Annotated in this window: 26 protein-coding genes and 1 pseudogene; 14 read left to right on the top strand and 13 right to left on the bottom strand. The window is 39.3% G+C overall.

Features of this window, described 5'->3' with window-relative positions; genetic code table 11:
- Window positions 1-97 precede the first annotated feature (97 nt).
- Genes DS737_RS03200 through pilG form a run of 4 tightly spaced genes read right to left on the bottom strand, consistent with a single transcriptional unit; the run spans window position 98 to window position 3,579 of the window.
- Window positions 98-2,179: a methyl-accepting chemotaxis protein gene (locus tag DS737_RS03200; RefSeq protein WP_004640623.1), complete on the bottom strand. Its 2,082-nt coding sequence runs from the start codon at window positions 2,177-2,179 to the stop codon at window positions 98-100.
- Window positions 2,180-2,226: 47 nt separating this feature from the next.
- On the bottom strand, window positions 2,227-2,763 hold the full coding sequence (locus DS737_RS03195; protein ID WP_004640625.1) for a chemotaxis protein CheW: 537 nt from the start codon (window positions 2,761-2,763) through the stop codon (window positions 2,227-2,229).
- Between the two features lie 48 nt (window positions 2,764-2,811).
- A complete protein-coding gene (locus tag DS737_RS03190; RefSeq protein WP_004640626.1) occupies window positions 2,812-3,174 on the bottom strand; it encodes a response regulator in 363 nt (120 codons plus the stop codon).
- A gap of 21 nt (window positions 3,175-3,195) precedes the next feature.
- Window positions 3,196-3,579, bottom strand: coding sequence for a twitching motility response regulator PilG (pilG, locus tag DS737_RS03185; protein WP_004640629.1), 384 nt, complete (start codon window positions 3,577-3,579; stop codon window positions 3,196-3,198).
- 277 nt (window positions 3,580-3,856) lie between these two features.
- Between pilG and DS737_RS03180 the strand changes: the two genes are divergently transcribed.
- Both DS737_RS03180 and DS737_RS03175 read left to right on the top strand, forming a co-directional pair.
- The gene (locus DS737_RS03180; RefSeq protein ID WP_004640632.1) at window positions 3,857-4,513 is read left to right on the top strand and encodes a hypothetical protein; all 657 of its coding nucleotides are present in this window, start codon (window positions 3,857-3,859) and stop codon (window positions 4,511-4,513) included.
- A 202-nt stretch (window positions 4,514-4,715) separates the two neighbouring features.
- Window positions 4,716-6,431, top strand: coding sequence for a proline--tRNA ligase (locus DS737_RS03175; protein ID WP_113996745.1), 1,716 nt, complete (start codon window positions 4,716-4,718; stop codon window positions 6,429-6,431).
- A 62-nt stretch (window positions 6,432-6,493) separates the two neighbouring features.
- Here the strand turns inward: DS737_RS03175 and DS737_RS03170 are convergent, their stop codons facing one another.
- The 3 genes from DS737_RS03170 to DS737_RS03160 form a co-directional block, all read right to left on the bottom strand.
- A complete protein-coding gene (locus DS737_RS03170; RefSeq protein WP_113996744.1) occupies window positions 6,494-6,829 on the bottom strand; it encodes a YegP family protein in 336 nt (111 codons plus the stop codon).
- Between the two features lie 159 nt (window positions 6,830-6,988).
- A complete protein-coding gene (locus DS737_RS03165; RefSeq protein ID WP_004640637.1) occupies window positions 6,989-7,333 on the bottom strand; it encodes a zinc ribbon domain-containing protein YjdM in 345 nt (114 codons plus the stop codon).
- A gap of 186 nt (window positions 7,334-7,519) precedes the next feature.
- Window positions 7,520-7,972: an SRPBCC family protein gene (locus DS737_RS03160; RefSeq protein WP_171055811.1), complete on the bottom strand. Its 453-nt coding sequence runs from the start codon at window positions 7,970-7,972 to the stop codon at window positions 7,520-7,522.
- A gap of 181 nt (window positions 7,973-8,153) precedes the next feature.
- Between DS737_RS03160 and ygfZ the strand changes: the two genes are divergently transcribed.
- The 4 genes from ygfZ to DS737_RS03140 all read left to right on the top strand — a co-directional run bounded on the left by ygfZ (window position 8,154) and on the right by DS737_RS03140 (window position 10,581).
- Window positions 8,154-8,876, top strand: coding sequence for a CAF17-like 4Fe-4S cluster assembly/insertion protein YgfZ (ygfZ, locus tag DS737_RS03155; protein ID WP_113996743.1), 723 nt, complete (start codon window positions 8,154-8,156; stop codon window positions 8,874-8,876).
- Window positions 8,877-8,967: 91 nt separating this feature from the next.
- Window positions 8,968-9,201 carry a hypothetical protein gene (locus DS737_RS16235; protein WP_075314906.1) on the top strand — a complete coding sequence of 78 codons (234 nt, stop codon included), beginning with the start codon at window positions 8,968-8,970 and terminating at the stop codon, window positions 9,199-9,201.
- 2 nt (window positions 9,202-9,203) lie between these two features.
- Window positions 9,204-9,521, top strand: a complete 318-nt coding sequence (locus tag DS737_RS03145) for a low molecular weight protein tyrosine phosphatase family protein (RefSeq protein WP_113997950.1) — start codon at window positions 9,204-9,206, stop codon at window positions 9,519-9,521.
- Window positions 9,522-9,774: 253 nt separating this feature from the next.
- Complete coding sequence (locus tag DS737_RS03140; RefSeq protein WP_113996742.1) at window positions 9,775-10,581, top strand: tetratricopeptide repeat protein; 807 nt, start codon at window positions 9,775-9,777, stop codon at window positions 10,579-10,581.
- A 62-nt stretch (window positions 10,582-10,643) separates the two neighbouring features.
- Here DS737_RS03140 and DS737_RS03135 read toward each other — a convergent pair whose 3' ends face one another.
- Entirely contained in the window at window positions 10,644-12,728 is a 2,085-nt protein-coding gene (locus DS737_RS03135; RefSeq protein WP_407641406.1) for a TonB-dependent receptor family protein, read from the bottom strand.
- A gap of 252 nt (window positions 12,729-12,980) precedes the next feature.
- On the opposite strand from DS737_RS03135, the gene mutM reads away from it, so the two are divergent.
- Window positions 12,981-13,802, top strand: a complete 822-nt coding sequence (mutM, locus tag DS737_RS03130) for a bifunctional DNA-formamidopyrimidine glycosylase/DNA-(apurinic or apyrimidinic site) lyase (RefSeq protein WP_113996740.1) — start codon at window positions 12,981-12,983, stop codon at window positions 13,800-13,802.
- A 22-nt stretch (window positions 13,803-13,824) separates the two neighbouring features.
- Entirely contained in the window at window positions 13,825-14,103 is a 279-nt protein-coding gene (locus DS737_RS03125; RefSeq protein WP_113996739.1) for a peptidylprolyl isomerase, read from the top strand.
- A gap of 209 nt (window positions 14,104-14,312) precedes the next feature.
- Here DS737_RS03125 and DS737_RS03120 read toward each other — a convergent pair whose 3' ends face one another.
- Both DS737_RS03120 and DS737_RS03115 read right to left on the bottom strand, forming a co-directional pair.
- Window positions 14,313-15,767 (bottom strand): S8 family peptidase, encoded by a 1,455-nt coding sequence (locus DS737_RS03120; RefSeq protein WP_456049162.1) that lies wholly within the window; start codon window positions 15,765-15,767, stop codon window positions 14,313-14,315.
- Window positions 15,768-15,810: 43 nt separating this feature from the next.
- Window positions 15,811-16,122 carry a hypothetical protein gene (locus tag DS737_RS03115; protein ID WP_228206840.1) on the bottom strand — a complete coding sequence of 104 codons (312 nt, stop codon included), beginning with the start codon at window positions 16,120-16,122 and terminating at the stop codon, window positions 15,811-15,813.
- Between the two features lie 319 nt (window positions 16,123-16,441).
- Here DS737_RS03115 and DS737_RS03110 point away from each other — a divergent pair.
- Window positions 16,442-16,728, top strand: a pseudogene (locus tag DS737_RS03110) (peptidylprolyl isomerase).
- A 69-nt stretch (window positions 16,729-16,797) separates the two neighbouring features.
- Here the strand turns inward: DS737_RS03110 and DS737_RS03105 are convergent.
- The 3 genes from DS737_RS03105 to typA all read right to left on the bottom strand — a co-directional run bounded on the left by DS737_RS03105 (window position 16,798) and on the right by typA (window position 19,806).
- Window positions 16,798-17,133 (bottom strand): gamma-glutamylcyclotransferase family protein, encoded by a 336-nt coding sequence (locus DS737_RS03105; RefSeq protein WP_113996737.1) that lies wholly within the window; start codon window positions 17,131-17,133, stop codon window positions 16,798-16,800.
- 157 nt (window positions 17,134-17,290) lie between these two features.
- Window positions 17,291-17,725 (bottom strand): large conductance mechanosensitive channel protein MscL, encoded by a 435-nt coding sequence (gene mscL / locus DS737_RS03100; RefSeq protein ID WP_004640655.1) that lies wholly within the window; start codon window positions 17,723-17,725, stop codon window positions 17,291-17,293.
- 245 nt (window positions 17,726-17,970) lie between these two features.
- Window positions 17,971-19,806, bottom strand: a complete 1,836-nt coding sequence (gene typA, locus DS737_RS03095; RefSeq protein WP_113996736.1) for a translational GTPase TypA — start codon at window positions 19,804-19,806, stop codon at window positions 17,971-17,973.
- 175 nt (window positions 19,807-19,981) lie between these two features.
- Here typA and DS737_RS03090 point away from each other — a divergent pair, with 175 nt between their 5' ends.
- The 5 genes from DS737_RS03090 to DS737_RS16030 all read left to right on the top strand — a co-directional run bounded on the left by DS737_RS03090 (window position 19,982) and on the right by DS737_RS16030 (window position 25,570).
- Window positions 19,982-21,340, top strand: a complete 1,359-nt coding sequence (locus DS737_RS03090) for a uracil-xanthine permease family protein (RefSeq protein WP_005083229.1) — start codon at window positions 19,982-19,984, stop codon at window positions 21,338-21,340.
- Between the two features lie 61 nt (window positions 21,341-21,401).
- Window positions 21,402-22,427 carry a methyltransferase gene (locus DS737_RS03085; RefSeq protein WP_005083230.1) on the top strand — a complete coding sequence of 342 codons (1,026 nt, stop codon included), beginning with the start codon at window positions 21,402-21,404 and terminating at the stop codon, window positions 22,425-22,427.
- Between the two features lie 68 nt (window positions 22,428-22,495).
- A complete protein-coding gene (locus tag DS737_RS03080; protein WP_004640663.1) occupies window positions 22,496-23,953 on the top strand; it encodes an amino acid permease in 1,458 nt (485 codons plus the stop codon).
- 248 nt (window positions 23,954-24,201) lie between these two features.
- Complete coding sequence (locus DS737_RS03075) at window positions 24,202-25,407, top strand: RtcB family protein (RefSeq protein WP_113996735.1); 1,206 nt, start codon at window positions 24,202-24,204, stop codon at window positions 25,405-25,407.
- Between the two features lie 4 nt (window positions 25,408-25,411).
- Window positions 25,412-25,570: a hypothetical protein gene (locus DS737_RS16030; protein ID WP_005083233.1), complete on the top strand. Its 159-nt coding sequence runs from the start codon at window positions 25,412-25,414 to the stop codon at window positions 25,568-25,570.
- Window positions 25,571-25,669 lie beyond the last annotated feature (99 nt).

Genomic DNA, 25,669 nt, shown 5'->3' with positions numbered 1-25,669 from the left:
AAGATGTCGTTCCATTTCGCCATCACCTTGTAGAGATATCCTACATCTCTAAAAATGGAAAGACAGACACCCCCATCTGTCTTTCCAATCCTGCTGCTTATTCTGGTAACTTAAAGTCAGTCACCGATTCACGTAATGATTCAGCCATATTCGCCAACTCTGAAACCGAACGTGCTGTATCAAACGTTGCTGTTGTTGTTTGCGACGTAATTTCCTGTACAACATTCATCGTCGTCGCAATATGACTTGCTGAAGCAGATTGAAGTTTTGCTGCGTCCGAAATGCTTGCAATCAGTTTTGCCAAATCGCCCGATACCGTTTGAATTTCATCAAGTGCAATACCAGCATCTTTTGCTAAGTTAGCACCACGTACAACCTCAGATGTTGTTTGCTCCATCGAAATAACAGCTTCATTGGTATCTGTTTGAATGGTTTTTACTAAGCTTTCAATCTGTTTGGTTGCTGATGCAGAACGTTCTGCAAGACGTTGAACCTCATCCGCTACGACAGCGAAACCACGTCCTGCCTCACCTGCCATCGATGCTTGAATCGCAGCGTTCAATGCCAAGATGTTGGTTTGGTCGGCAATATCGTTAATCAATGAGACAATGTTACCAATCTCTTGAGATGATTCACCTAAACGCTTAATACGTTTAGATGTTTCTTGAATTTGTTCACGGATGTGATCCATCCCCTCAATCGAACGGTTTACCACTTGCGCACCATTGGTTGCAATTTGTACCGAACGTTTTGCTACTTCTGCTGATTCAGATGCATTCGCAGATACTTGGTCAATTGACAATGCCATTTCATTCATTGCGGCTGAGGCACCTGCAATTTCTTGAGCCTGATGTTCAGAAGCTTCTGCCAATTGGTTGGTAATGCTTTGTGTATCTTGAGTATAACGCGCAACTTCTTGTGATGTATCTGTAATACGAGAAACAAGATCACGTAATTGATCAATCGCAAAGTTGATCGAGTCAGCAATTGCACCAGTGAAGTCTTCTGATACAGTCGCATATGAACGTAAATCACCATCAGCTAAGTCAGCAATCTCATCAAGTAAACGTAAAATCGCGTTTTGGTTACGGTCATATTCGTCTTGTAAACGTGTCACACGTTCTTTATCCGTATTACTACGTAATGCCAATAATTGAAGTGCCGAGAAAACTAAGACACCTAAAGCTAGAATTAATGCAATACCAGCTAATACATTGCCCCAACCCCCTTCTGCTTTATCTGATAAAGCATTTAATGAGCTTAACAAAGCATCTGATTGAGTAAAAATTTCAGAGGATGCCTGACGTACATGGACAATCTGGTTGGCATTTTTTAGAACCGTTTCAGCCGCCAATTTCAAAACTGCATCATAATCAGATTTAATACTATCAACAGACTCGCGCAGATCAGGTGAACTAATACGATCTACACCAAGTTCTGAACTACCATTCAATTGAGCATTTAAGTAAATACCAAAGGTGTCAATGTCTGCACCGAAGTCATTCGCTGATGCATTAGAGTTGTCCGTACCGACCAATACCGAGTTGATCGAACGCAAGATACGCTCTGCAATAAACACTTGGTTCTTGGTAATGATTACCTGACTACTTGGCATGTTCTCACGAACCATTTGGTCAACCATCAAGTTATATTCAGCTTGAATCTCAGGAATCGTTTCACTAATCGAAATGTTAGTGTCATAAAGCTGATTAATGATCGCTTGTTGAGATGCAATTAAGTCGATGTTTTTAGATACGTTGGTCCACAACTCATTGACCTTTTTATATTCATCTGAGCTTTTACCATATACATCTTCAACAACTTCCAGATTTTCTGCAAATCGCTTTTCAGAAGCAACCAAGTTATTCATCGTCTCAGATGTACCTGAAGCAGTGGCTTCAGTTGCTTGGCGTGAAATCATCTGCGAAAGCAAACGCAACTCACCTAAGCTACGCGTTAATTGGTTAGAACGTGGCAAACTCACGAACAAATAAATTAAGAGGATAACTGCAAGGACCAAAGCAATTAAGGCACGATAGATAATCGGCTTAGACTTTTCAGTTTCACCGAATAAACGAGAAAATTGATCAAGTTGCGTTCGAATTTTTCCTAGAAAAGCCCCGCCCTTTTTCGATCCTGCACCGTCACTACCATTCTTCTTTTTAAGTTTAAAGCCCATTCCAGCTTCTCCCCTGAATACGCGCTTATCTTCCGTCGCGTATTAAATTAGTTTATAAACTTTATTGATGCGTTCATGTACTGAGGATTTTTTAGCAATCGACTCAGTAAGAACACATGCCATTGTTGATTATGTTGGTGGAAATACCCCTGACAATAGTCTTTTAATTTACTGTCTAGCTCATTACTTTGAGAAAAAAAACTCTTTTTATTGAAGTGTTGAATTCCCAAGACCTGATCAACGACCAACCCCACATAATGATCTTGATGGCTAATACAAATTACTTTTTGTGTCGGAGAAAATTGACTTCGTTGATCTGAGATAAAATGTGATAAATCAGTCACTGAAAGCAATCTTCCGCGGATATTTGCCAAACCGCGCACCCATGCCTGAGTATTCGGTACAGGTGTGTATTTCGGAGGATAAATCACCTCTGAAATTTCCCCCAATGGTGCAACAAAATATTGCCCTAACATCTCAAATGCAATACCAGACCAACGGCTGACTTCATTTTGAGTTGCAGTGTATTGTTTGTTGCCTCGCTTGGATAAACGAAGCAACTCGATAAATCCGTTTGCTGCCATACTCTATCCCGTTATTACGTCATGAGAGGCTCATAGTGAGCGAACCAATTAACTTAATAGCTGTTTAATCACATCAATAAGCTGTTGCTCATCTACTGGCTTGGTCAAATAATCACTTGCCCCTTGACGCTTACCCCATACACGATCCGTCGCTTGGTCTTTAGTACTGACAATCACAACAGGAATATGTTGTGTATCTTTCGCTTTACTGATCTGACGTGTTGCTTGGAAGCCATTCATGCCAGGCATGACAACATCCATAAGCACTAAATCAGGCAGTTCAGCTTGTGCCATCGTTACCCCATCGGCACCATTAGTTGCTTCTAAAACTTCATAACCGTGTTTAGTTAAAATTTCTCTAAAGCGAAATGTTTCAGTAGGTGAATCATCTACAATAAGAATACGAGCCATTTTTTCCTCAATTTTTAAATTTTATGCGCTGACATGGTTACGGATCGCACTCAACAGCTCATCCTTACTAAACGGCTTAGTTAAATATTCATCAGACCCCACAACACGCCCTTTTGCTTGATCAAATAAACCGTCTTTGCTTGAAAGCATGATGACTGGAATATTTTGATAATTTAATGAATTCTTGATCAATGCACAGGTTTGATAACCGTCTAAACGCGGCATCATAATATCCACAAAAACAATATCTGGATTTGCTTCAGCAATTTTTGATAATGCTTCAAAACCGTCAACTGCAGTAATTACCTCACAACCTTCACGTTGTAATAAGGTCTCAGCTGTACGACGAATCGTTTTAGAATCGTCAATCACCATCACCTTTAAATTTTGAAATTTATCTTCCATTTAATTGTTCCGCCCCATTCACTCAATACAAATTGTGGTTGGTTTAATTTGTTTTATACAGTTTGATATTTTTAACATATCTTTACTTGCATTATCAATGAAGTTTTTTGAACCAACCTATCAGTTTCTTAGAACAACCGTAAGTAGTTCACACTTTTAATTAAATTCCTATTTTTTTTGCATTCCAACTATTTTTAATTGTATAAATAACCACTAATATACAATTGATTATTATTTAAAAATAAGTGATTTAGTTAACTTTTTTACGGGAGATGTAATGACTGGTTCGTTAAAGTGCGCTTTCCGCGTTAGCCAGCTTAAAACGATGACTTGCATTTACATTTGCTCATTTTCCCTATTGATATTCATTTGCACATCTACCCTTGCTGCCACAGACCAAGCTAAAGCCGTTTGGTACCGTTATTATGATAATAATGGTGTTGCTAATGTCAGCACATCTGTTTCACCAGATCATATTCGTCACGGATACGAAGCACTTGATCGAAATATGCAAGTGATCAGGCGTAACCGACCATACAATGCAGCTGTAGACGCACAACAATCAGCACAAAGAGAAGCTTTAGCTCGCCAAAGAGAACAGGATTTACGGTTAAAACGAGCTTATGGTAGTGCTCAAATTGCAACGGCAAAAAGGAATCAGATCCTAGAAAACTTAAAAAAACAGTTAAATTATCAGCAAGAACAACTCCAGCAATTACAAAGCGATAAAATTCGATTTAAACGTCAAGAGATGGAATATCATCGCAAAGGGCAAGCTGTTCCAGCACAACTCAAGAGCAACTTAGCAAATAATACGCAGAATATTGAAAGTGTAAAAAAAACGGTTGAAAGTCTTCGAAATGCATATCAAAAAACAGATCACGAATATACAGACATCATTAATCGACTCAAAAAACTCGAGTCAAATCAATAATCACACAATAAATCCAATCTTATATTGTGCTTTAAATAACAAGGATTTTGTTAGATCGCACCTTCATTTAGAAATCAGATATGACTTTTTACTGCGCCAAATCCCTTGATTCATGTCATAATGCCCGTCAGTTCAAATGTAGGTGAGCAGTATTGACCTACACTCACCATTTTTAATTACACTTAACTTTAGGACAGTTTCCATGCGCGCAAGCCGCTTTTTATTTGCAACGTTAAGAGAAACCCCAAATGATGCTGAGGTTATTTCTCATCAGCTCATGTTACGTGCGGGGATGATCCGTAAACTCGCTTCTGGCTTATACTCTTGGTTGCCCATGGGAACACGCGTTTTAAAGAAAGTTGATGCTATTGTCCGCGAGGAAATGAACCGTTCGGGTGCATTAGAAGTTTTTATGCCTGTGACACAACCTGCAGCGTTATGGGAAGAATCTGGTCGTTTTGAACAATATGGTCCTGAATTACTTCGTTTCAAAGATCGTCACAATAACGATTTTGTGCTTGGCCCTACCCATGAAGAAGTCATCACAGATTTGGCGCGTAATGAATTAAAGAGTTATAAACAACTTCCTTTGAATTTTTATCAAATTCAGACCAAATTCCGTGATGAAATTCGTCCACGATTTGGTGTAATGCGTTCTCGCGAATTCATTATGAAAGACGCTTACTCTTTCCACGCAAATCAAGAATCATTGCAAGAAACATATGATGTGATGTATGACACTTACAGTCGTATCTTTAGCCGCTTCGGATTGGACTTCCGTCCTGTACAAGCAGACACAGGTTCTATCGGTGGCTCAGCATCCCATGAATTTCATGTTCTTGCAGCAAGTGGTGAAGATGATATCGCCTTTTCAACTGAATCAGACTACGCTGCGAACGTCGAAATGGCTGAAGCAGTTTTAGTGGGTGAACGCGCTGCTGCGACCCAAAATCTTGCTTTAGTCGACACGCCAAATCAAAAAACCATTGCTGATGTCTGCCAATTTCTGAATGCTGATGCTAAACAATCTGTAAAAGCACTCCTTGTACAAGGAATTACTGATGAAGCTGGCAATACACCAATCGTGGCATTGTTCATACGTGGTGATCATGAGCTGAATGAAATCAAAGCAGAGAAACATCCTTTGATTGCAGCACCTTTAACTTTTGCAACTGAAGAACAATTACAACAACACGGTTTAACAGCTGGTTTCTGTGGTCCACAAGGTTTAGTCGAAAAGGGCTTAACTGTCATCGTAGACCGTGCTGCGTCTGTATTATCTGACTTCATTGCTGGCGCAAATGAAGTTGATAAACACGCGACTGGTGTCAACTGGGATCGTGATGCAACCTTTACAGAGGTTTACGACCTTCGTAATGTGGTTGAAGGAGATCCCTCTCCTGATGGTAAAGGCACTCTGCAAATTAAGCGCGGTATCGAAGTCGGTCATATCTTCCAACTCGGTACAAAATATTCAGAAGCTTTAGGCTGTAAGGTACTTGGCGAAGATGGCAAACCATTTACAGTGACCATGGGCTGTTATGGTATTGGTGTGACCCGTGTTGTCGCAGCAGCAATTGAACAAAACTTCGACGATAAAGGGATTATTTGGCCTCAAGCAATCGCGCCATTCGATGTAGCTATTGTTCCAATGAATGCGCACAAATCACCACGTACCGTAGAAGCAGCTGAAGCACTGTATGCAGAACTACAAGCACAAGGCTACGATGTGTTACTTGATGATCGTAATGAGCGTCCTGGCGTTAAATTTTCTGATCTTGAGTTGATGGGTATCCCGCATCGTATCGTCATCGGTGAAAAAGGCTTAGATGCTGGTACTTTTGAGTACAAAGGTCGTCGTGATGCAGAAGCAAGCAATCTCAATAAAGAAGAGTTATTCGCAAAACTTGTTCGCTAATCAGACTTCAATTCAAAATATAAAAAAAGCCGTTTCAATGAAGCGGCTTTTTTATTGAATTATTAAGCGGTAGTATCTTTGATGGTCTCTGATGAACCATTCTGTTTGACCGATTCAATTCCTTTATCGCGTGACTGTTCGCTCGCATACATCTGACTCGTACCAATAATCTGGTGATTTGCTGCCTTAAGATTAAAATAAGGCTTATCATTTTTAGCGGTTAAACGTTCATAACGCGCATCATCTGGGCTATTCTTTTGTACCGAGGCAATGCCATTCATTGCTGAAGCTTTTGCTTTATACAACTCACTCGTTAAAATCACTTCACCATTACCAGCTTTTAAAACAAAACGATATTGGCCATCGCTCGCTTGACTCACTTCAAACCACCCTGCCATAAACACCTCTTTTTCTAATATTTAGATTCATCTTATTGTTCAAACAATATAGAACAGCACAAAAGCGCATTAGATCGTTTTTTGTTCTTTTTTGGTAATTGATATAATTGTAAAAAGGGAGCTCTAACTGCTCCCTCATCTAACCTGATCGCAAATAAATCAAACTTTTTTCACAAATTCAGATTTCAGTTTCATTGCACCAACCCCATCAATTTTACAGTCAATGTTATGACCATCACTTGCGTCAGGTACTAAACGAATACTTTTAACTTTTGTTCCTACTTTAACAACTGAAGATGAACCCTTGATTTTCAAATCTTTAATTACGGTAACACTATCACCATCAGCTAGAAGGTTGCCATTTGCATCCTTAATCATTTCTTCTAATTCTGCAGCCTGACTCTCTCCTTCTTTCCACTCATGTGAGCACTCAGGGCAAATCAATAAGTCGCCATCTTGATAAGTATATTCTGATTGGCATTGTGGGCAATTTGGAAAAGACATAAAAAATCTCAAAAACTCTATTATGAGCTATAGACTTTATTTTTCAAAATTTTGCACTTAACTCTTTTTTCTATGTAAACCGTTCTGGAATCAATTTGATATCTGAGCTCCGTATTTTAGATTGCAAATACAATTAAATCTTCCTTTTCAATTTTACAGTGATCAAATGATAAATGTTAGTGTCTGTTATTGGTCAGGGATATCTGCTTGGACCAATAAACTTAATAGATACAATGATTCTTGCCAACCTAGATAACACGCCTCAACAGGAATCACATCAGGTAAGCCCTCTTGGGTAATATAAACCTCAGTGCCAACCATGACGGGCTTTAATTCAATCGTGACCTGAATGTCTCCAACTAAATTTGGATCATCAAATTTATCGATATAACGGAGTCGTTCATTTGGAACCAGTTCAAGATAAGTACCACCAAATGAGTGTACCTGACCCGTTGAAAAATTTGTAAATGATATCTTATATGTCCCGCCTTTCTGCGGATCTAAATGGTGAACTTTAGCAGTAAACCCATGGGGTGCCATCCATTTAACCAATGCATCCGGATCTAGAAAGGCTTTAAAGACTCGTTCTGCTGGTGCACTAAACACACGATGTAGCTTCACTGTGCCTGTCATTTTTATTCTCCAATCTCACTATTATTCTCTAAATGTAGCCTGCAATCACAATCGTTCTACCAAGATGATGTGATCAATTATTTATTTCAACACGAATATCAACATTCAAAAGCTGCTTTTTTGTGAAAAATGGCGCAAAATAATATCCCTTATTTTAACGATCAGAATGCTGCTTTAGGATTGATCTATGAACCAACTTGCTTTTACTGCTTTTAGCTTAAATGGTGTAGATGCACAAAAATTCTTACAAGGTCAAGTCACTGTTCATGTTGAACGATTGGTTGAGAATGAAAGCCGTTATACTGCAATTTGTGATTTAAAGGGCCGTATCCACTTTGGTCTATGGATCAAAAAAATAAATTCAGAAAGCTTTGAGCTGGTGACAACACAGGATCAAGCCGAAGAGTTTGCCAAACATATTCGTAAGTTCGGTGCATTCTCTAAAATGAAATTAGAAGAAATTGGTCAAGTTTTTCCAACTGTAAATGGTATTCAAACTGAGTTTTCTAAATCTGAAACCGATATAAATGCGTGGCAAATTCAAGCAATTCAATCTGGACAAGCATGGATTACTCAAACCACTGAACATCTATTCCAACCTCAAGAGCTACGTCTACATCAACGTGAAGGTGTGCACTTTGATAAAGGTTGTTATCTCGGACAAGAAATTGTGGCTCGTCTTTGGTTTAAAGCCAAACCTAAACACTGGTTACATTTAATTCAAGGTAAAGGTGAAGTTCCCTCTCCTACAACTCAACTGAGTAAAGATATAGAAGTGGTCAATAGTGTCTCCATTGAAGATGGTTATATCGCACTTGTGGTAGCAAAACCAACTGCTCTAGAGGAGCTTGATTTGACAGTGTTGGACTTGCCAGAAGCGCTAAGTGGTGATGTGGCGAGACCAAGTTAATCTATTGTTAAAAACAGGACTGTAAGCTAAAATTCAAAACTCATGTGTTATCGCGGCTGCTGAACCCGATTAATTCATGAGTTTTTTAATAATGGATGATTTACCGCAACAACGCACGCGAGCTTGGAGACGAAAGAAAAAGTTTCATTTCAGAGGTCGAGACTGTCGGCATACTTCTCTTTTGTGGAAACCCCAGAAAAAATGGAAGTACTTGTGTACCCGTCAAGATAAACTCGCTCGCTCAAAAAAATTAGGAATTGAATATCCTCGAGTTTCTAAAATGAAGAATCTAATTGAATCCCGTTTTAATTATTGGACACTATAACCCTGAACTTTTTATTCATCTGTAGTCGTAATCAATGGCGTAGTCCAACTGCTGAACGCATCTTTGCACAAGGGTATGGTCTCCATACCCGATCAGCTGGTACCAGCCGCCACGCTAAACATACAGTTTCGATCAAAGATATACTTTGGGCTGATCAAATCTTTGTGATGGAAACACGACATAAACAACAAATTAAAGAGAAATTCTCTAAACAGCTCATGAATAAGAAAGTGTTTGTTTTAGATATCCCTGATAATTATCAATATATGGATTCTGATCTAATTGAATTACTACAACTCACGATGCAACGTTATATATAATAACGTTAGCGTTTATTGCCTCATTCACTTTCTCTCCATATATTCTTCATGGCAATTCCATAAAGAATAGCCATATACCATTGTTTTTATGAATTTTAATGGCACAATAATAGAAATTAAAAAACCTTTTTTCTGGCACGATACATACAAAATCATTATTTACATTCTCTGCGAAACTTTTATGATGTGGGGATTAAGTTATTTTCTGCTGATTACAAAGGATTTGAGCAGAAATGAAGGAAAGGAAAAAAAGATGAAAAAGTTGCTCATTGCCAGTCTAATGATTATTGCAAGCCACTCAACATTGGCAGCAGACAACAAAGCAACCAATAAGCCCGATGTATTTGCAAAAGCAACTCAACTCTACGAGGCAAAAAATTACCCAGCAGCATTTGCAGAAATGCAACGTCTTGCAGAATCTGGAAATGCTCAAGCAATCTATAATCTTGGCTCCATGACCCAACATGGTCAAGGAACCAATAAAGATGAAAAGAAAGCACTGCAATATTATCAAGACGCTTCAAATAAAGGTTTCGGGAAAGCAAGCTTCGTTATTGCCCAAGCCTATCGTCAAGGTAACTTAGGTTTAAGCAAAGACACTCAAAAATTTAAAGAGTACCTCGACAAAGCATCCAAACAAGGGTCCGAAGAAGCTATTGTTGAAATCGCAACTTTATTATTTGCTCAGGGTAAACCTGAGACAGATCAAATTGCAATTCGCCAACTCAGACCATTAATTCAGAAGAATTACTACCCTGCAATGCATATCAGAGCGATATATGATCTTGGACAAGGGGTTAAAAATAAGAATCCTGTTACGCGTCAACAAGCGATTAGATCTATCCAATCACTTGCTGAAAAAGGTTACGCACCGTCTTTAATGGCTTTGGGTAATATGCTCGCAAATGGAGATATTCTTCAGCAAAATCTACCTGAGGCGAAAAAGATTTTTACCGAGCTAGCGAGACAAGGTATCCCTCAAGCTAAAGAATCTTTGGCCAAAGTAGAACAGATTGAAGCTCAACAAAAGCAAGCTAAAGCATCTGGCGCAAAGCCATAAATATCGTAAAAATTCACCAAATACCTATTCTTGCAAGATAAGGTATTTGGTGATTCATATGGTTAGAATTGCTTCGTTACGGAAAAACCCGCACTCCAGTTACGCCCATCTGCTGGTTCAAAGAAACGCCCATTACCATCATTTACGATCACTGAACCGATATAATTTTTATCCAACATATTATCGATACGTGCATAAGTATTTACACGCCAGTCATTCATATTCCAAACATAGCCAGTGTAAGCAGAAATGGTGGTGTAACTTGGCGCTACCTCAGTATTAATATCATTGACATATATTTTGTCACTATATTGAGCATCTACACCGCCATATAATCCAGCTTTAGGTTTCCATGCCAATGAAGCATAGGCTCGTTGTTTTGCGATCCCTGGAATCAGATTACCCGATTCGATTTTGGAAACTGAACCAATCGCAGACACATCCGATTCAAAAGTCGCATCTAAATATGCATAACTAGCATTTGCAATCAAATCATGCCATAGCGCTTTGTTCCATGTTAACTCTACACCTTCACGTAAAGTTTTATCAGCGTTGCGGAAAGTATTGCGTCCATCTTTTGCACCAGCCGAAACAATGTCATCTTTAGTCTTGGTCTGAAATACCGCCAACGTAAAATCACCCAACATATTTTGTGACTTTAAGCCAAACTCATACGTATCACTACTTGATGCTTCTAAATCAAAATTAAATCCACCTAACCCATCAGGGCGATATGCCATTTCAGTAAATGTTGGCGTTTCAAAACCCTTAGCGTAACTCACATAGGTCAATAACTCTGGAAAGACTTGCCAGCTTAACGCAATCGACGGAAGTAACTTAGAATAATCTGTTTTGCCACTATCATCCCCATTAACTCCAACAATGAAATGATCCTTGGATTTGTAGTGTACATTGCTATAACGCACACCTGTATCTAACTTCCATGTAGGTAAGAACTGCCAAGAAGCTTGTAAATATGGGTCAATATTCCACAAGCTGTTATCTTCATCACGGCGCAATTTGCCTTTAACACCATAAGAAGGTTGACCATTTACTAAGTTAAAATTCTCATATCCTTTACGGTCTTCGTCCATTGCATCAAGCGCAACACCTAAACTCACTATTGTATTTGGCAATAGCTCCTTGCCTGTCCAACGGAAGTCAGCACCATAATAGTTACGCTCAAAGTCAATTACACCACCTGCATGTCTCAGATTTTCTTGAGTAGATTTTGGAATGGATTGATACTGCGTGACTTGGCGATTTCCCCAATATCCCATCATATAAAGTTCATTTTGCTCATCAATTGGTTTTGACCACGTTACTCCAGTTTGAATCTGCTCTATATCCTTACGCACATCAAACTGCTTGAGAAAAGGAACCTGTTGTCGTGGATTTTCACGCCATTGTTCGCGAGTTAAACCTTGTGGATCATTTGCATTGATTTTGACGTAATTGGTAATCCAGTTCACCTTGGAACCATCTTCCAAATTCCACGTTAGCTTGGCATTATTTTGAACTTTATCAGCATCACTATGTTGTCGGTAGCCATTTGTATCAAAGTAAGATGAACTAATGATATAGCTTGGTTCATTTTTATTTTTGGCGCCACCTTGCAAAATGATACCCGCACGATTTTTATCGTGACTACCACCAGTATAATTTAATTCAATTGAATCCTTGCCTTGACCTTCTTTGGTTGTGGTTAACAACGTCCCACCAGAAGAATTTCCATAGAGAGAAGAAAATGGTCCTGTTAGAACTTCAAGATGACTCAGACTACTCAAATCAATATTTGAAGTTTGACCTTGACCATCCGGCATCGTCGCAGGAATACCATCAACATAAAGACGAATCCCTCGCACCCCAAAAGTAGAACGCGCACCAAAACCTCGCATGGATAGCTGTAAATCCTGTGCATAGTTTTCACGATTATTCAATTGTAGACTCGGTACACCTTTTACCAATTCAGTCAAATTAACTTGAGCAGATTGTTGTTGCTCAGATGTATCCACCCGAAAAACAGATGCTGGTGTATGTAAATAGTCAGTATTCATACGAGTTGCTTCAACAGTAATCGTTGGGAGCTGAACTGTAGGCTCTGAATTAGATTCAGTAGCCCAGATTGAGCTACTACCCAAACCCATACATAACACGACACAACCGTATAAAAAGTTAATTTTCATTGAAGGCATGAAGATTCCTTATTTCTCAAAAATTCAAACAGGATTTTTAAAGTAAGCATTTGATTATTTTATATTTGTCTTACATCATTAACTTTAGCCACAATCATCAATCTTGTTACTGATCGACATTGGCAAATAAAGTTAAATACCCTCATAATTGTAAGTGAAACATTTACCCTCATTGTATTGTTGTTGAAACAACTTGAGCTTTTTATGCCTGAACTTCCTGAAGTTGAAACTACGAAAACCAGTCTATTGCCGCTACTCACACAACGTGTTCAATCGGTTAAGGTATTGAATGCCAGTCTCCGATGGCCCATTCCTGATAATCTTGAAAAGTTAGTGGGACAACGCTTAACAGCTCTTAAACGTCGGTCTAAATATATATTGGCTGAATTTGAACAAGATCAAATGCTATGGCATCTCGGCATGTCAGGAAGTTTTCGTTTATGTGAACCGAATGATGCTTTGAGAAAACATGATCACCTCATCATTGACTTTGAAGATCAGCAACTTCGCTATCACGATCCTCGACGTTTTGGATGTATTCTTTGGCTAGATCAGACAAACCAAAGCAAACTGATTGACACTCTTGGACCTGAGCCACTCTCTGAGGATTTCAACGCTAGGTATCTTTTAGAAAAATTACAAAAAAAGAATGTCGGCATTAAAATTGCTTTAATGGATAATCATGTGGTGGTTGGCGTTGGCAATATTTATGCAACCGAAAGCTTGTTTAACATTGGCGTTCATCCAGCACAACCTGCTAGCACCTTAACGAAGGCACAAGTGGAAAAGCTAGTGATTGAAGTGAAACGGATCTTGAAACAAGCAATCGACTTAGGTGGTTCAACTTTGCGTGATTATAGCAATGCAATGGGTGAAAATGGTTATTTCCAACAAACCCTATTGGCTTATGGTCGCGCTGGTGAAATGTGTGTCAACTGTGAGACCACATTAGAGAATCTGAAACTTGGTCAAAGAGCAAGTGTGTTTTGTCCACAATGCCAACCATCGAAATTGAAAAAAGCATAGTTTTAAAAAAGGAGAACAACGCATGAAAACTGCTATTGTTCGACATATCTTAGTCAAAGATAAAGACATGGCTGAACAGTTGAAAAAACGTATCCATTCTGGTGCTGATTTTTCAAAAATTGCAAAGCAATATTCAACCTGTAATTCATCCAAACGTGGTGGCGAGTTAGGCGAAGTCAAAAAAGGACAGCTTGTTCCTGTGATAGATAAACTGGTTTTCAGTGCTGCTGAGCGCGTCTTACACGGCCCGATTAAAAGTCAGTTTGGTTTCCACTTGATCGAAATCAAATTTAGAATGTGAGTCAATAACCAATACCAATCCTAAAACACGCAGGCTTGCATAATGTTTTAATCTCAGCTAGCCGAAAGAACAATTGAAGTTTTACCTCAAGAGATGACACTTTCAAAGTGAGTTTAAAGAACTTTTAAAATTTGCACCAAAATCCATAAAAAATGGCAACTTAATTATATATAAGCTGCCATTCATCCAACTATTTTACTTCATTCAATTTATACAGATCGGCATACCGTAAAGAAGAAATAGTTAGTACACACCTGCTTTGGTGTTGGTGTTGGTGTTGGTGTTGGTGTTGGTGTTGGTGTTGGTGTTGGTGTTGGTGTTGGTGTTGGTGTTGGTGTTGGTGTTGAAGATGTTAAACCATCAACTGCTGCACTCAAGTTCAGGCGTGGAAAACGTTGATTCGTACGATGATCGGTCACCAATGTTCCTGTATTTTTCAAACGGTTTACAATGTCATCTAAGCTAGCATTTGGTAAGGCATTATTTGCAAGTAACACAGCAACTGCGCCCGCAACATGTGGAGCTGCCATGGATGTACCACTTTGGGTATACCCCCCTGCTGTAATCGGTGCTCCTGGTGCTAATAAGGTTAAGTTTGATGCACTATTGCTGAAGCAAGTCACTTTATCCATATAGGTCGACTGATCTGAGCAATTTTGATAACCCCGCCCTCCAACATTCGCATCATAAACAGCGCCAACACTGACTGCACCAGCTGTGCATGCTGGATATGAGATACCATTGGTATAAGCATCATTACCAGAAGCAACCACAGGGATTACGCCCACATTACGTAACTTTTGGAATGAATTAGTCAACGATGAAGAAGTACAAGTTGATGAATATCTTGTTGAATTACCCAAACTCAAGTTAGCCGATTTGATATTGAGAGTTTCCGCTTGATTCGCCACCCAGTTTAAAGCCGAAATAATATCGCTATCATAGGCACTTGCGCCACGAAATACATCAAGAGCAACAATCTTAGCCTCGGATGCAACACCAGCAACAATTGAAGATACATTTGAACCATGACCATTGTCATCCAATGAGTTATCTTCTGGGGCAAAATCAAGTGCATAGCTGACTCTACAACTAGCTGGTGTGCCTGGTGCAGTACAGCTTCCTAGATCGGGATGTCTATAATTCGCACCGGTATCTAAAACTGCAACTGTTGTACCCGCCCCTGTAAAGCCTTGCGTTTTTGCTACAGATTGACCAATTTGGTTTAAACTCTGAGACAATGTGGCTTTGGATACACGGTTAGGATAGACCGCTTTGACATTCGGGTTATTTAATAAACTCACCAATGCATTACGATTTTGTATACGATAAAAACTAATCGGCAAGGCATTGTAATCACGCAACAACTGAACACCTGAATTTGGTTGTGCAAATTGATTGGATATTATTCGTTTTTGTTGCTGAAAATACGTTCTTAACTGTGCAGCATTCAAATTTTGATCAGCATTGTTATAATATTCAACAATCAAGTCATTTGATGTATTTTTTAACAATGCGTTAATATCAATTTTGCCCTGTTGAATTTTTTGTATAGCAGCTTTACTCAATTGTGCATTTGCAGCTTGCGGTGAAATTTGCGCCTGTGCATTGCTAACTCCAAAAGTAAACCCCAAGCATATCGCTAACAAAATTTTTTTGTGAATCATAAATATTTCCTTTTTTGCTTGTTTTAACAAATTATGTTGATCAATTTGGTTCAATAATTTGGTTGCCTACATCGGTTTCTGGATCAATCGGTTGAATGCTCATATCACTTTTAGTATCAACCAATTCATTGTCACCCGAAGTGTTTGTGGTAGCCTGTTCAACATTAGAAACTAACTGAGTTGGATGTCTTGCTTCAGTTGTGAAGGCATTTTTATCGTTTGATGCACTTTGTGATGTTGTTTCTGTTGGATACATATTGACCGAAACTGATGTTTCGTTAGCTGGCTTAAAATAAACAACCAGTGCAATCACCAAACCAAACACAATGACAATACTTAAGATAACTTTCACCTTATTATTCATAGCTCTGTTCACTTCTATTTATTTGCTTGAATTAAATTGCATTTAAAATCTGTACACAATCAATAGTTAAAAATTAAACAGCGACTGCCATTTATTGTCTAGATATGACATAAATTATTAATGTGAATGACCTCACAAAAGATTTTCTTTCTTTGATTTAAATGAATCAAAGTTACAAAAAAAATTTATTACTTAATTTGAAATATTATAACATTAAAAAAATAATCCATTTTCTTATAGAAATGATCTGATAGATAAATCACTCAATTAGATGATTTTTCAAGTATATTGATGCTGTTTTAAGCTCTTGCAAACAACCATAGTTCGATATTTCTTAACAAAAGAGAAAATATAGTTCAGCAATTGAAAACACATTTATTTAGGTGCTGATTTTTCAAAAATTGCGAAGCAATATTCGACCTATAACTCAGCCAAACGCGGTGGTGAACTCGGCGAAGTCAAAAAAGGAACTCGTTCCTGTGATAGATAAACTGGTTTTTAGTGTTGCGGAACGCGTTTTTACATGGTCCAATCAAAAGCCAATTCGGTTTCCACTTGTTAGAAATTAGGTTTCGGATGGATGAATTAAGATAATCCAAGATGAGCTTAAATCTTATTTTAAGCTCATTCAACTTATAAAGATCAATTCAATTTGTCAGCAAATTAGTTTTGTTTCAGTTTCATCACATACGTCCATGCATCTATGCATTCACCTGAAGTGAGAATCACCTCCGTCTGTACGCGTTGATATTGAAATCCTTCAAAATCATCTAACATTTTCCAATTTTCATCTAATTTTTCGGAACTGAATAAGTATCCCTCAACAAATGGGTCTTGTGAATTAAGAACGATCGCTGGCAACCCTTTATCAGGCCCCCAATCTAAAACGTAAACAGTTCCATGCACACGTGCTTGCTGCCAATCCCCTTCGATCGCACCCAAAATATGGGCATTTTCTCGATTTGGACACAAGGTTCCATAAACAAAGAGACGATTCATTTCTCCACTCCCCCTTTAATATTCGGATGTATCTTAGAATGAAATTCAGGATTTTTCTATGTAAGCATAGGCATTAAAAAAAATGGATGTGCTACTGCGACCAATTGATTGGCAATAAAAAACGGCATACTCTGATGCCGTTTTTTTATTGCGGATGTTATCCTTGTTTTTTCAACTCATCACGAATTTCACGAAGCAATTGAACATCTTCTGGCGTTGGTGCAGGTTCTGCTGGCGCTGCTTCTTCTTGTTTACGCAGACGATTCATCACTTTCACTAACAAGAACACCACCCATGCCAATAATAAGAAATTAATCAATACAGTAATAAAATTACCATACGCAAACACATTTAACCCAGCTTCTTGGGCTGCTGCAAGATTGCTAATACTATTCGGATTATCTCCCAACACCACAAACCAATTGGTGTAATCTACATCACCACCCAAAATCCATGAAATAATTGGCATCAGAAGATCTTTGACCATAGAGTCAATAATCTTGCCAAAAGCACCACCAATGATCACACCAATCGCGAGATCCATGACATTGCCTTTGACAGCAAACTCTTTAAATTCTTGAATAATACTCATCTATAACGCTCCAGAATTAAAATGAATACAGCCTGTTTTGGGATTGTTTAATACACAGGTGTAAATCGTTAGCATAATGTTGATAATTTAATATTTTTATCAAAAAAAGAAAGTTATTTCACACTTTAACAACATATTTTATTTTAGTAAAAATATGAACTTAAGCATGTAATCACTCTTTTCATGATGCAATAAAAAAACCGCCAAATCAATTTAGCGGTTTTTCACTTTCCACTTAGGAAAAATTATTTATCACGGTTACGTTTACGTTCATTTTCAGTCAAGTAACGCTTACGAATACGAATTGATTTCGGTGTTACTTCAACTAACTCATCATCTTCAATGAATTCAAGCGCTTGTTCTAGCGTGTATTCCATTGCAGGTGTTAAAGTTAGTGCTTCATCAGTACCTGATGCACGAACGTTGGTTAACTGCTTCGCTTTGGTTGGGTTAACAACCATGTCATCTGAACGCGAGTTAATACCGATGATCATGCCTTCGTATACTTCAAGCTGTGGCTTAGCGAATAAACGACCACGGTCTTGAAGTGTGAATAATGCATAGCCCAAGCAAGTACCTTGAACCATAGAAATCAACACACCATTTTGACGTTTCGCAACAGTACCTGCTTTTGCTGGACCGTAATGCGAGAAGCTTGATGTCATGATCCCTGTACCAGAAGTCATGGTTAAGAATTCAGAACGGAAACCAATCAAACCACGTGAAGGTACAGTTGCCTCAATACGGATACGACCTTTACCGTCAACTTCCATATTGGTCATTTCGCCTTTACGGAAGCCCATTTGTTCCATTACAGAACCTTGATGCTGTTCTTCAACGTCAAAAGTTACGTTTTCATATGGCTCTTGTTTTTCGCCATCGATTTCTTTCATGATCACTTGTGGACGCGATACGCCCATTTCAAAGCCTTCACGACGCATGTTTTCAATCAATACTGAAAGGTGAAGTTCACCACGACCAGAAACTTTAAAACGGTCTGGACTGTCAGTATCTTCAACACGTAATGCAACGTTGTGAATCAATTCACGATCAAGACGCTCACGGATATTACGTGAAGTAACGAATTTACCTTCTTTACCAGCAAACGGTGAGTTGTTCACTTGGAACGTCATCGAAACTGTAGGTTCATCTACAGACAATGCAGGTAATGCTTCAACATTTTTCGGATCACAAATCGTGTCAGAAATATTTAATGCATCAATACCTGTGATACAAACGATATCACCAGCAGAAGCAGATTCAACATCAACGCGCTCTAAACCGTGATAACCCATGATTTTTAAGATACGACCATTACGTGTCTTACCTTCTTTATCAATTACGGTTACTTGAGTGTTCAATTTTACAGAACCACGTTGAATACGACCAACACCGATAACACCAACGAAGCTGTTATAGTCAAGTGAAGAAATCTGCATTTGGAACGGACCATCAACATCAACTGCTGGTGGTTCTACGATATCAACAATCGTTTCAAACAACGGTGTCATATCATCCGCTAATTCCTCTGGTGATGGACCGGCCACACCACGAAGACCAGAAGCATAAACAACTGGGAAGTCCAATTGCTCATCAGATGCACCTAAGTTATCAAATAAGTCGAATACTTGATCAATAACCCAGTCACAACGAGCGCTTGGCTTGTCAACTTTGTTAATAATCACGATTGGCTTCAAACCACGAGCAAATGCTTTTTGTGTTACGAAGCGAGTTTGTGGCATTGGACCTTCTTGAGAGTCAACAAGAAGCAATACACAGTCAACCATCGACATTACACGTTCAACTTCGCCACCGAAGTCTGCGTGTCCCGGGGTATCCACGATGTTGATCCGGTATTCAGTATCAGTACGCTTATCTAACCATTTGATCGCAGTGTTTTTAGCAAGAATGGTAATACCACGTTCACTTTCAAGCGCATTCGAGTCCATGACACGCTCAATCTCACCCGCGCGTTCGCCGAGTGCACCAGATTGTTGAAGTAATTTATCGACAAGCGTGGTTTTACCGTGGTCGACGTGCGCAATAATTGCGATATTGCGGAGATTCTTAATATCAGACATAGAATTCGAAACGCTTAAAATTTGAGGGCAAATTATACAGAAAAATACTACGCTTTAGTAGTGACAGTTTATTGACATGCGACTTTTTTTCTGACGAAACGTTACAGAATCGTTGGTAAAGTAGGCTAAGTCTATTAGAATATTCCACTAATGCTTACCTGTTTTATATACTCCCATGTCGAATCCCCAACCCCAGCAACAGTTAGATCTGGTCTATGGACTCAATGATCGTCCGAAACCTTTTGTTGCATTTTTAGCCGCTTTACAACACCTTTTAGCAATTCTGGTACCGATCGTCACCCCTGGCTTATTGATTTGTTTAGCCTTAGGCGTATCTCGTGAAGATACCAATATGATCCTTTCAATGTCCTTGATTATCTCAGGGATTGCCACCTTCTTACAATGCAAAAAAGTGGGACCATTTGGTGCAGGACTTTTGATCGTTCAGGGCACAAGCTTTAATTTTATTGGTCCAATCATTGGTATTGGTAGCGCGATGGTCGCGGCAGGTACACCGGTTGAGCAAGTAATGGCTGCAATTTTTGGTGTGGTCATCGCAGGTTCATTTATCGAAATGGGCGTTTCTCGAATCTTACCTTGGGTAAAGAAACTAATCACGCCCTTGGTTACGGGTATTGTGGTTCTGTTAATTGGTCTGACCTTGATTAAAGAAGGTCTGATTAGCATGGGCGGTGGATATACTGCCATGCAAGACAATACTTTTGCCAATGCGGACAATCTAATCATGTCTTGCACCGTACTCGGCATCATTATTTTATTGAATCGTATTCGCATTATTTGGGTGAAAAGTTCAGCAATTTTAATCGCCTTAATTATTGGTTATATTCTTGCTGGATTTATGGGGCATTTAAACTTTTCAGCCCTCGGTGAAACACCTCTGATTCAAATTCCGACCCCAATGCATTTTGGTTTGAGCTTCTCATGGAGCTTATTTATTCCAATGGCATTTATTTATTTGGTCACATCGCTTGAAGCGATTGGCGATGTAACAGCGACCAGTAAAATTTCCAATCAACCCGTTGATGGTCCTGTTTGGATGCAACGAATTAAAGGGGGCGTATTGGTGAACGGTGCTAACTCATTCTTGGCTGGTATTTTTAATACCTTCCCTAGTTCTGTTTTTGCCCAAAACAATGGCGTTATTCAACTCACTGGCGTAGCAAGTCGTTATGTCGGCATCTGGATTGCAATCTTACTGATCCTATTAGGCTTATTCCCTGCCGTTGCGGCCGTAATACAAGCCGTTCCTCAAGCTGTCTTAGGCGGTGCAGTGATGGTGATGTTTGGCGCTGTAGCAGCCTCTGGAATTAATATCTTGTCAGGAATTCACTTAGATCGCCGCGCTTTGTTGATCATTGCGATCTCACTAGCACTTGGCTTAGGCGTTGCTCAAGTCCCGCAGATTCTAGAACACCTTCCTGAATTATTTAAAAATATTTTTAGTTCAGGCGTTGCAACTGGCGGTATTGCTGCTTTGGTTTTAAATCTTGTTTTACCTGAAACTCACAAATAATCATCCAACCATAGCAAACACCCAGTTTGACCACTGGGTTTTGTTTTGATGAGAGATCAATATGGATCCACGTAGCGAAGTTGTCTTACGTCAACAAGATTATTTAAATGGGCATGTCTTGTTGATTAATGCCCCGAATGATCAACTGAGTAAAAATATGCCGAGTCAAGTCCAAACTTCGATATGGACTTGGAATTATGCAGATCATCAAAGTTTTGTTGGTCATCAAATTAACTCGTATTTCTCAACTGAATTTCCTCAGATTACGGTTGATCAAGTCATCATTTTCGTTCCGAAATCCAAGGAACTCCTCAACTATCTATTGCATGTTGTTGTGAGCCACTTAAATCAAGGGCAACGTATTTTTCTAGTGGGTGAAAAAAAAGGGGGCATCGAACGTGCAGCCAAACAATTACAAAGTTATGGAAAAACACTCAAACTCGATAGTGCTAGACATTGTCAATTATGGCAAATGCAAATTGAAAAAACTGAACAATTAAAACCACTTGACCATTGGTTAAAAACCTACACTGTGGATATGGGAGAAGATCGTTTAGAGGTCTGTGCCCTACCTGGGGTTTTCAGTCAAGATCATTTAGATACTGGAACGGCTGTATTAGTCCCTTACCTTCCACAGGTAAAATCGGGTAAGATTGCCGACTTTGGTTGTGGTGCAGGCATTATTAGTGCGTATTTAGCTAAGCTTCATCCAAACCAACATATTTTTGCGCTTGATGTTGATGCATTTGCATTACGGTCGACTGAGATGACATTTCAACGTAATGGGCTGAACTTGGCTCATTTACATCTTCAGCCAGTAACAGGCTTTGCCGATGCGCCTAAAGACTTAGATGCAATCGTAAGTAATCCACCTTTTCATCAAGGGATTCATACGGATTACGATGCCAGTGAAACATTATGTCGACGAGCAAAATTGCACTTGAAACGTTCAGGTGAATTATGGATCGTGGCGAATCGTTTCTTAAATTACCCTCCATTGATTGAACAAAGCTTTGGAGAATGTATGGTGAAAGCAGATCAACAAGGCTTCAAGGTATTATTCGCCTGTGCAAGTAGGGTCGGCTGATATTTCAGCCTACAACGTAATTCATTTATAAAGTGTCAACCGACCCTTATAGTGTTTAAGGATTTTTTATGAGCGATACATCTGCTCCCCAACAGCTTCTGCGTAAGCTTGGCGCCCGCCATCTCAATATGATCGCCATTGGTGGTTCTATAGGCACAGGCTTATTTCTCGCTTCAGGTTCAACCATTGCTAGTGCCGGTCCAGGCGGTGCATTATTGGCATATGCCTTAATTGGTCTAATGATTTATTTTTTAATGACCAGTTTGGGCGAACTTGCCACACACACACCAACTTCTGGAGCATTTTTCACTTATGGTAGCCGTTATGTGGAAAGTGGATTTGGCTTTGCGTTAGGTTGGAACTATTGGTACAACTGGGCAATTACAGTTGCATTTGAGCTGGTTGCAGTACAGTTCATCATGAAATTTTGGTTTCCCGATCTTCCTGGATTCTACTGGAGTGCCATTTTCCTCGCGGTGATATTTGGAATTAATGCACTCACGGTAAAAGGCTTTGGTGAAAGTGAATTTTGGTTCTCAATGACAAAAGTTGTTGCGATTGTGATCTTTATCATTATTGGTATTTTCATGATTGTTAAGATCATGCTCACTCCAGATGTTTCCGCTTTTAGCAATTGGACTAAAGGAGATGCACCTTTTGTTGGCGGTCTACAAGCCATGATTGGTGTGGCAATGATTGCAGGATTTTCATTCCAAGGCACAGAAATGGTTGGGGTTGCAGCAGGCGAATCTAAAGACCCGAAGAAAACCATTCCGATTGCAATTAAACAAATTTTCTGGCGTATCCTGTTGTTCTATATCTTATGTATTTTCATTATTGGTACATTGATTAGTTATGACAACCCACTGCTATTACACGCAGCGGAAAGTAAAGATATTGCGCTGTCACCATTCACTTTATTGTATGAAAAAGCAGGTTTTGCTTTTGCGGCGAGTGTCATGAATGCGGTTATTTTAACTGCGATATTATCTGCGGGTAACTCAGGCATGTACTCATCGACACGCATGCTGTTTGATATGGCTAAACAAGGGCGTGCACCGAAATGGTTTGCTAAACTTGACCCGCGTGGCGTACCTATGAATGCCCTTTATGCAACTACGGCAGTCGCTGCATTGTGCTTTTTAACCACGTTTATTGGTGAACAAGAGGTTTTCAACTGGTTACTCAATATGTCGGGGATGTGTGGCTTTATCGTTTGGTTAGGCATTGCGATCTCACACTATCGTTTCCGTAAAGGCTATTTAGCACAAGGTTACCGTCTTGAAGATCTCGCGTATCGTGCCAAATTCTTCCCATTTGCACCGTGGTTTGCATTCATTCTATGTTCAATTATTATTCTTGGTCAAAACTATCAAGCTTTAATGGGCGGAAAAATCGATTGGATTGGGCTTATCTCAACCTATATTAGCATTCCTTTATTCTTGGTCATCTGGTTAGGTTATAAATGGAAACACAAATCTAAGCTCATTGCTTATCAAGATATGAATGTTAAACCAGGTGAATAAACCACATAAGACTTGACCAAAATTTAAATATGAGTAGAATCTTTGCTCATATTTTAACGGCAACATTTATTTTAGGAGGACGACACGCATGCCAACATTACAAGGAACAACTTACTAAGATTTGGCACGCTGTCGACTCACGGACAAGTGGCAAATCAACTTCACTTGTCCGAATGTCTACTTAAACCTAGCATTCGCTAGGTTTTTTTATGCCTATTCGGACACCAAATAAAATAAGAGAGAATCTTATGGGCATACAAAAAATACTTAATGCAGATGCTCAATATGGCGTTCCAGTGAAAATATTCACTCGCGATATTGATCAGGAAAGCATTGAACAACTTAAGAAAATGGCACAACTTCAATTTGTTTATTCGCATATTGCAGTGATGCCTGATGTACATGTCAGTAAAGGTGCGACCGTGGGCAGCGTTATCCCGACAAAACATGCCATTATCCCTGCCGCAGTTGGCGTAGATATTGGTTGTGGCATGAATGCGATACGCCTAAATCTAAAAGCTGATCAATTACCTGACAATCTTGCACCGATACGCCATGCGATAGAACGCAAAGTTCCTGTAGGTTTTGAGCTACACAAACAGGTTAAAGCGAAAGCCTCAAGTATTATTCCATTGGAAAAACGCTTGCAGCCTATCATTAAAAAACACCCGGGTCTTGTCCGAATGCTCAGAAAATTTGACGCAACTTGGCAAAAACAATTGGGAACTTTAGGTGGTGGTAATCACTTTATTGAACTTTGCCTTGATCAAAATCAAGATGTCTGGGTCATGCTTCATTCTGGCAGTCGTGGTTTGGGCAATGTGATTGGTACCTATTTTATTGAGCTTGCCAAGAAAGAAGCGCAACATCGTTTTGGGCATGTTCCTGACAAGGACTTGAGCTATTTTGCTCAAGGCTCAAATAGCTTTGATGATTATGTTGAAGCTGTGGAATGGGCACAAAGTTATGCTTTCGAAAATCGTCGTGAAATGATGCGTCTGATATTAGAAGCGATCCGCCCTCTTCTACCAGCCTTTCAGATGACGAAAGAAGCGATCAATTGTCATCACAATTATATCAGTCAGGAAAATCATTTTGGTGAAGACCTATTCATTACGCGTAAAGGTGCAATTCGAGCAGGCCAAGATGAACTCGGAATTATCCCAGGCTCAATGGGGGCTCGCTCCTATATTGTTAGAGGGAAAGCCAATCCAGAATCTTTCTGTTCGTGCTCACATGGCGCGGGAAGGAAAATGAGTCGCAATAAAGCGAAGCTATTGTTTAGCCAAGATGATCTTATTCAACAAACTCAAGGTGTTGAGTGTCGAAAAGATGTAGGTGTCATCGATGAGATTCCTAGTGCCTACAAGGATATAGATGCGGTCATGGCCAATCAATCTGATTTAATTGAAGTCGTACATACACTCAAGCAAATTCTATGTATAAAAGGATAATCATATGAAACTTAAAAAAATGCCACAAATCAAAGTTCGCAATCCAGTTGCTATGTCACCCTTGCTCAAAAAAGGTGGAATTCATGAAACTGAAAAGCCGCGTGCACAGCATCGCCGCGATCGCCAACATGCCAAACAGCAGCTCAACAAAGGTGTTTGGTAGGATAACTTAAGCCAGACTTCGATTTAAATTTTAGAATAAGGAGAGATAAAATGAATATTTACAGCATAATAACCATCAAAAAAGCGACTCATATTGAGT

Source organism: Acinetobacter haemolyticus, from assembly GCF_003323815.1.
GTDB lineage: Bacteria > Pseudomonadota > Gammaproteobacteria > Pseudomonadales > Moraxellaceae > Acinetobacter > Acinetobacter haemolyticus.
Note: the sequence above shows the minus strand (reverse complement) of the source record. Positions and strands in the feature narration are given on the sequence as shown.

Excerpts from the sequence above, each read along its gene's own strand:
- DS737_RS03090 (WP_005083229.1), top strand. The coding sequence starts at position 19,982 with ATGTCGAATCCCCAACCCCAGCAACAGTTAGATCTGGTCTATGGACTC.
- mscL (WP_004640655.1), bottom strand. The coding sequence starts at position 17,725 with ATGAGTATTATTCAAGAATTTAAAGAGTTTGCTGTCAAAGGCAATGTC.
- DS737_RS03165 (WP_004640637.1), bottom strand. The coding sequence starts at position 7,333 with ATGTCTTTTCCAAATTGCCCACAATGCCAATCAGAATATACTTATCAA.
- DS737_RS03075 (WP_113996735.1), top strand. The coding sequence starts at position 24,202 with ATGGGCATACAAAAAATACTTAATGCAGATGCTCAATATGGCGTTCCA.
- DS737_RS03190 (WP_004640626.1), bottom strand. The coding sequence starts at position 3,174 with ATGGCTCGTATTCTTATTGTAGATGATTCACCTACTGAAACATTTCGC.
- DS737_RS03180 (WP_004640632.1), top strand. The coding sequence starts at position 3,857 with ATGACTGGTTCGTTAAAGTGCGCTTTCCGCGTTAGCCAGCTTAAAACG.
- DS737_RS03125 (WP_113996739.1), top strand. The coding sequence starts at position 13,825 with ATGAAAACTGCTATTGTTCGACATATCTTAGTCAAAGATAAAGACATG.
- DS737_RS03195 (WP_004640625.1), bottom strand. The coding sequence starts at position 2,763 with ATGGCAGCAAACGGATTTATCGAGTTGCTTCGTTTATCCAAGCGAGGC.
- DS737_RS03170 (WP_113996744.1), bottom strand. The coding sequence starts at position 6,829 with ATGGCAGGGTGGTTTGAAGTGAGTCAAGCGAGCGATGGCCAATATCGT.
- DS737_RS03200 (WP_004640623.1), bottom strand. The coding sequence starts at position 2,179 with ATGGGCTTTAAACTTAAAAAGAAGAATGGTAGTGACGGTGCAGGATCG.
- ygfZ (WP_113996743.1), top strand. The coding sequence starts at position 8,154 with ATGAACCAACTTGCTTTTACTGCTTTTAGCTTAAATGGTGTAGATGCA.
- DS737_RS03085 (WP_005083230.1), top strand. The coding sequence starts at position 21,402 with ATGGATCCACGTAGCGAAGTTGTCTTACGTCAACAAGATTATTTAAAT.
- mutM (WP_113996740.1), top strand. The coding sequence starts at position 12,981 with ATGCCTGAACTTCCTGAAGTTGAAACTACGAAAACCAGTCTATTGCCG.
- DS737_RS03080 (WP_004640663.1), top strand. The coding sequence starts at position 22,496 with ATGAGCGATACATCTGCTCCCCAACAGCTTCTGCGTAAGCTTGGCGCC.
- typA (WP_113996736.1), bottom strand. The coding sequence starts at position 19,806 with ATGTCTGATATTAAGAATCTCCGCAATATCGCAATTATTGCGCACGTC.
- DS737_RS03175 (WP_113996745.1), top strand. The coding sequence starts at position 4,716 with ATGCGCGCAAGCCGCTTTTTATTTGCAACGTTAAGAGAAACCCCAAAT.
- DS737_RS16030 (WP_005083233.1), top strand. The coding sequence starts at position 25,412 with ATGAAACTTAAAAAAATGCCACAAATCAAAGTTCGCAATCCAGTTGCT.
- pilG (WP_004640629.1), bottom strand. The coding sequence starts at position 3,579 with ATGGAAGATAAATTTCAAAATTTAAAGGTGATGGTGATTGACGATTCT.
- DS737_RS16235 (WP_075314906.1), top strand. The coding sequence starts at position 8,968 with ATGGATGATTTACCGCAACAACGCACGCGAGCTTGGAGACGAAAGAAA.
- DS737_RS03140 (WP_113996742.1), top strand. The coding sequence starts at position 9,775 with ATGAAAAAGTTGCTCATTGCCAGTCTAATGATTATTGCAAGCCACTCA.
- DS737_RS03105 (WP_113996737.1), bottom strand. The coding sequence starts at position 17,133 with ATGAATCGTCTCTTTGTTTATGGAACCTTGTGTCCAAATCGAGAAAAT.
- DS737_RS03135 (WP_407641406.1), bottom strand. The coding sequence starts at position 12,728 with ATGGGTTTGGGTAGTAGCTCAATCTGGGCTACTGAATCTAATTCAGAG.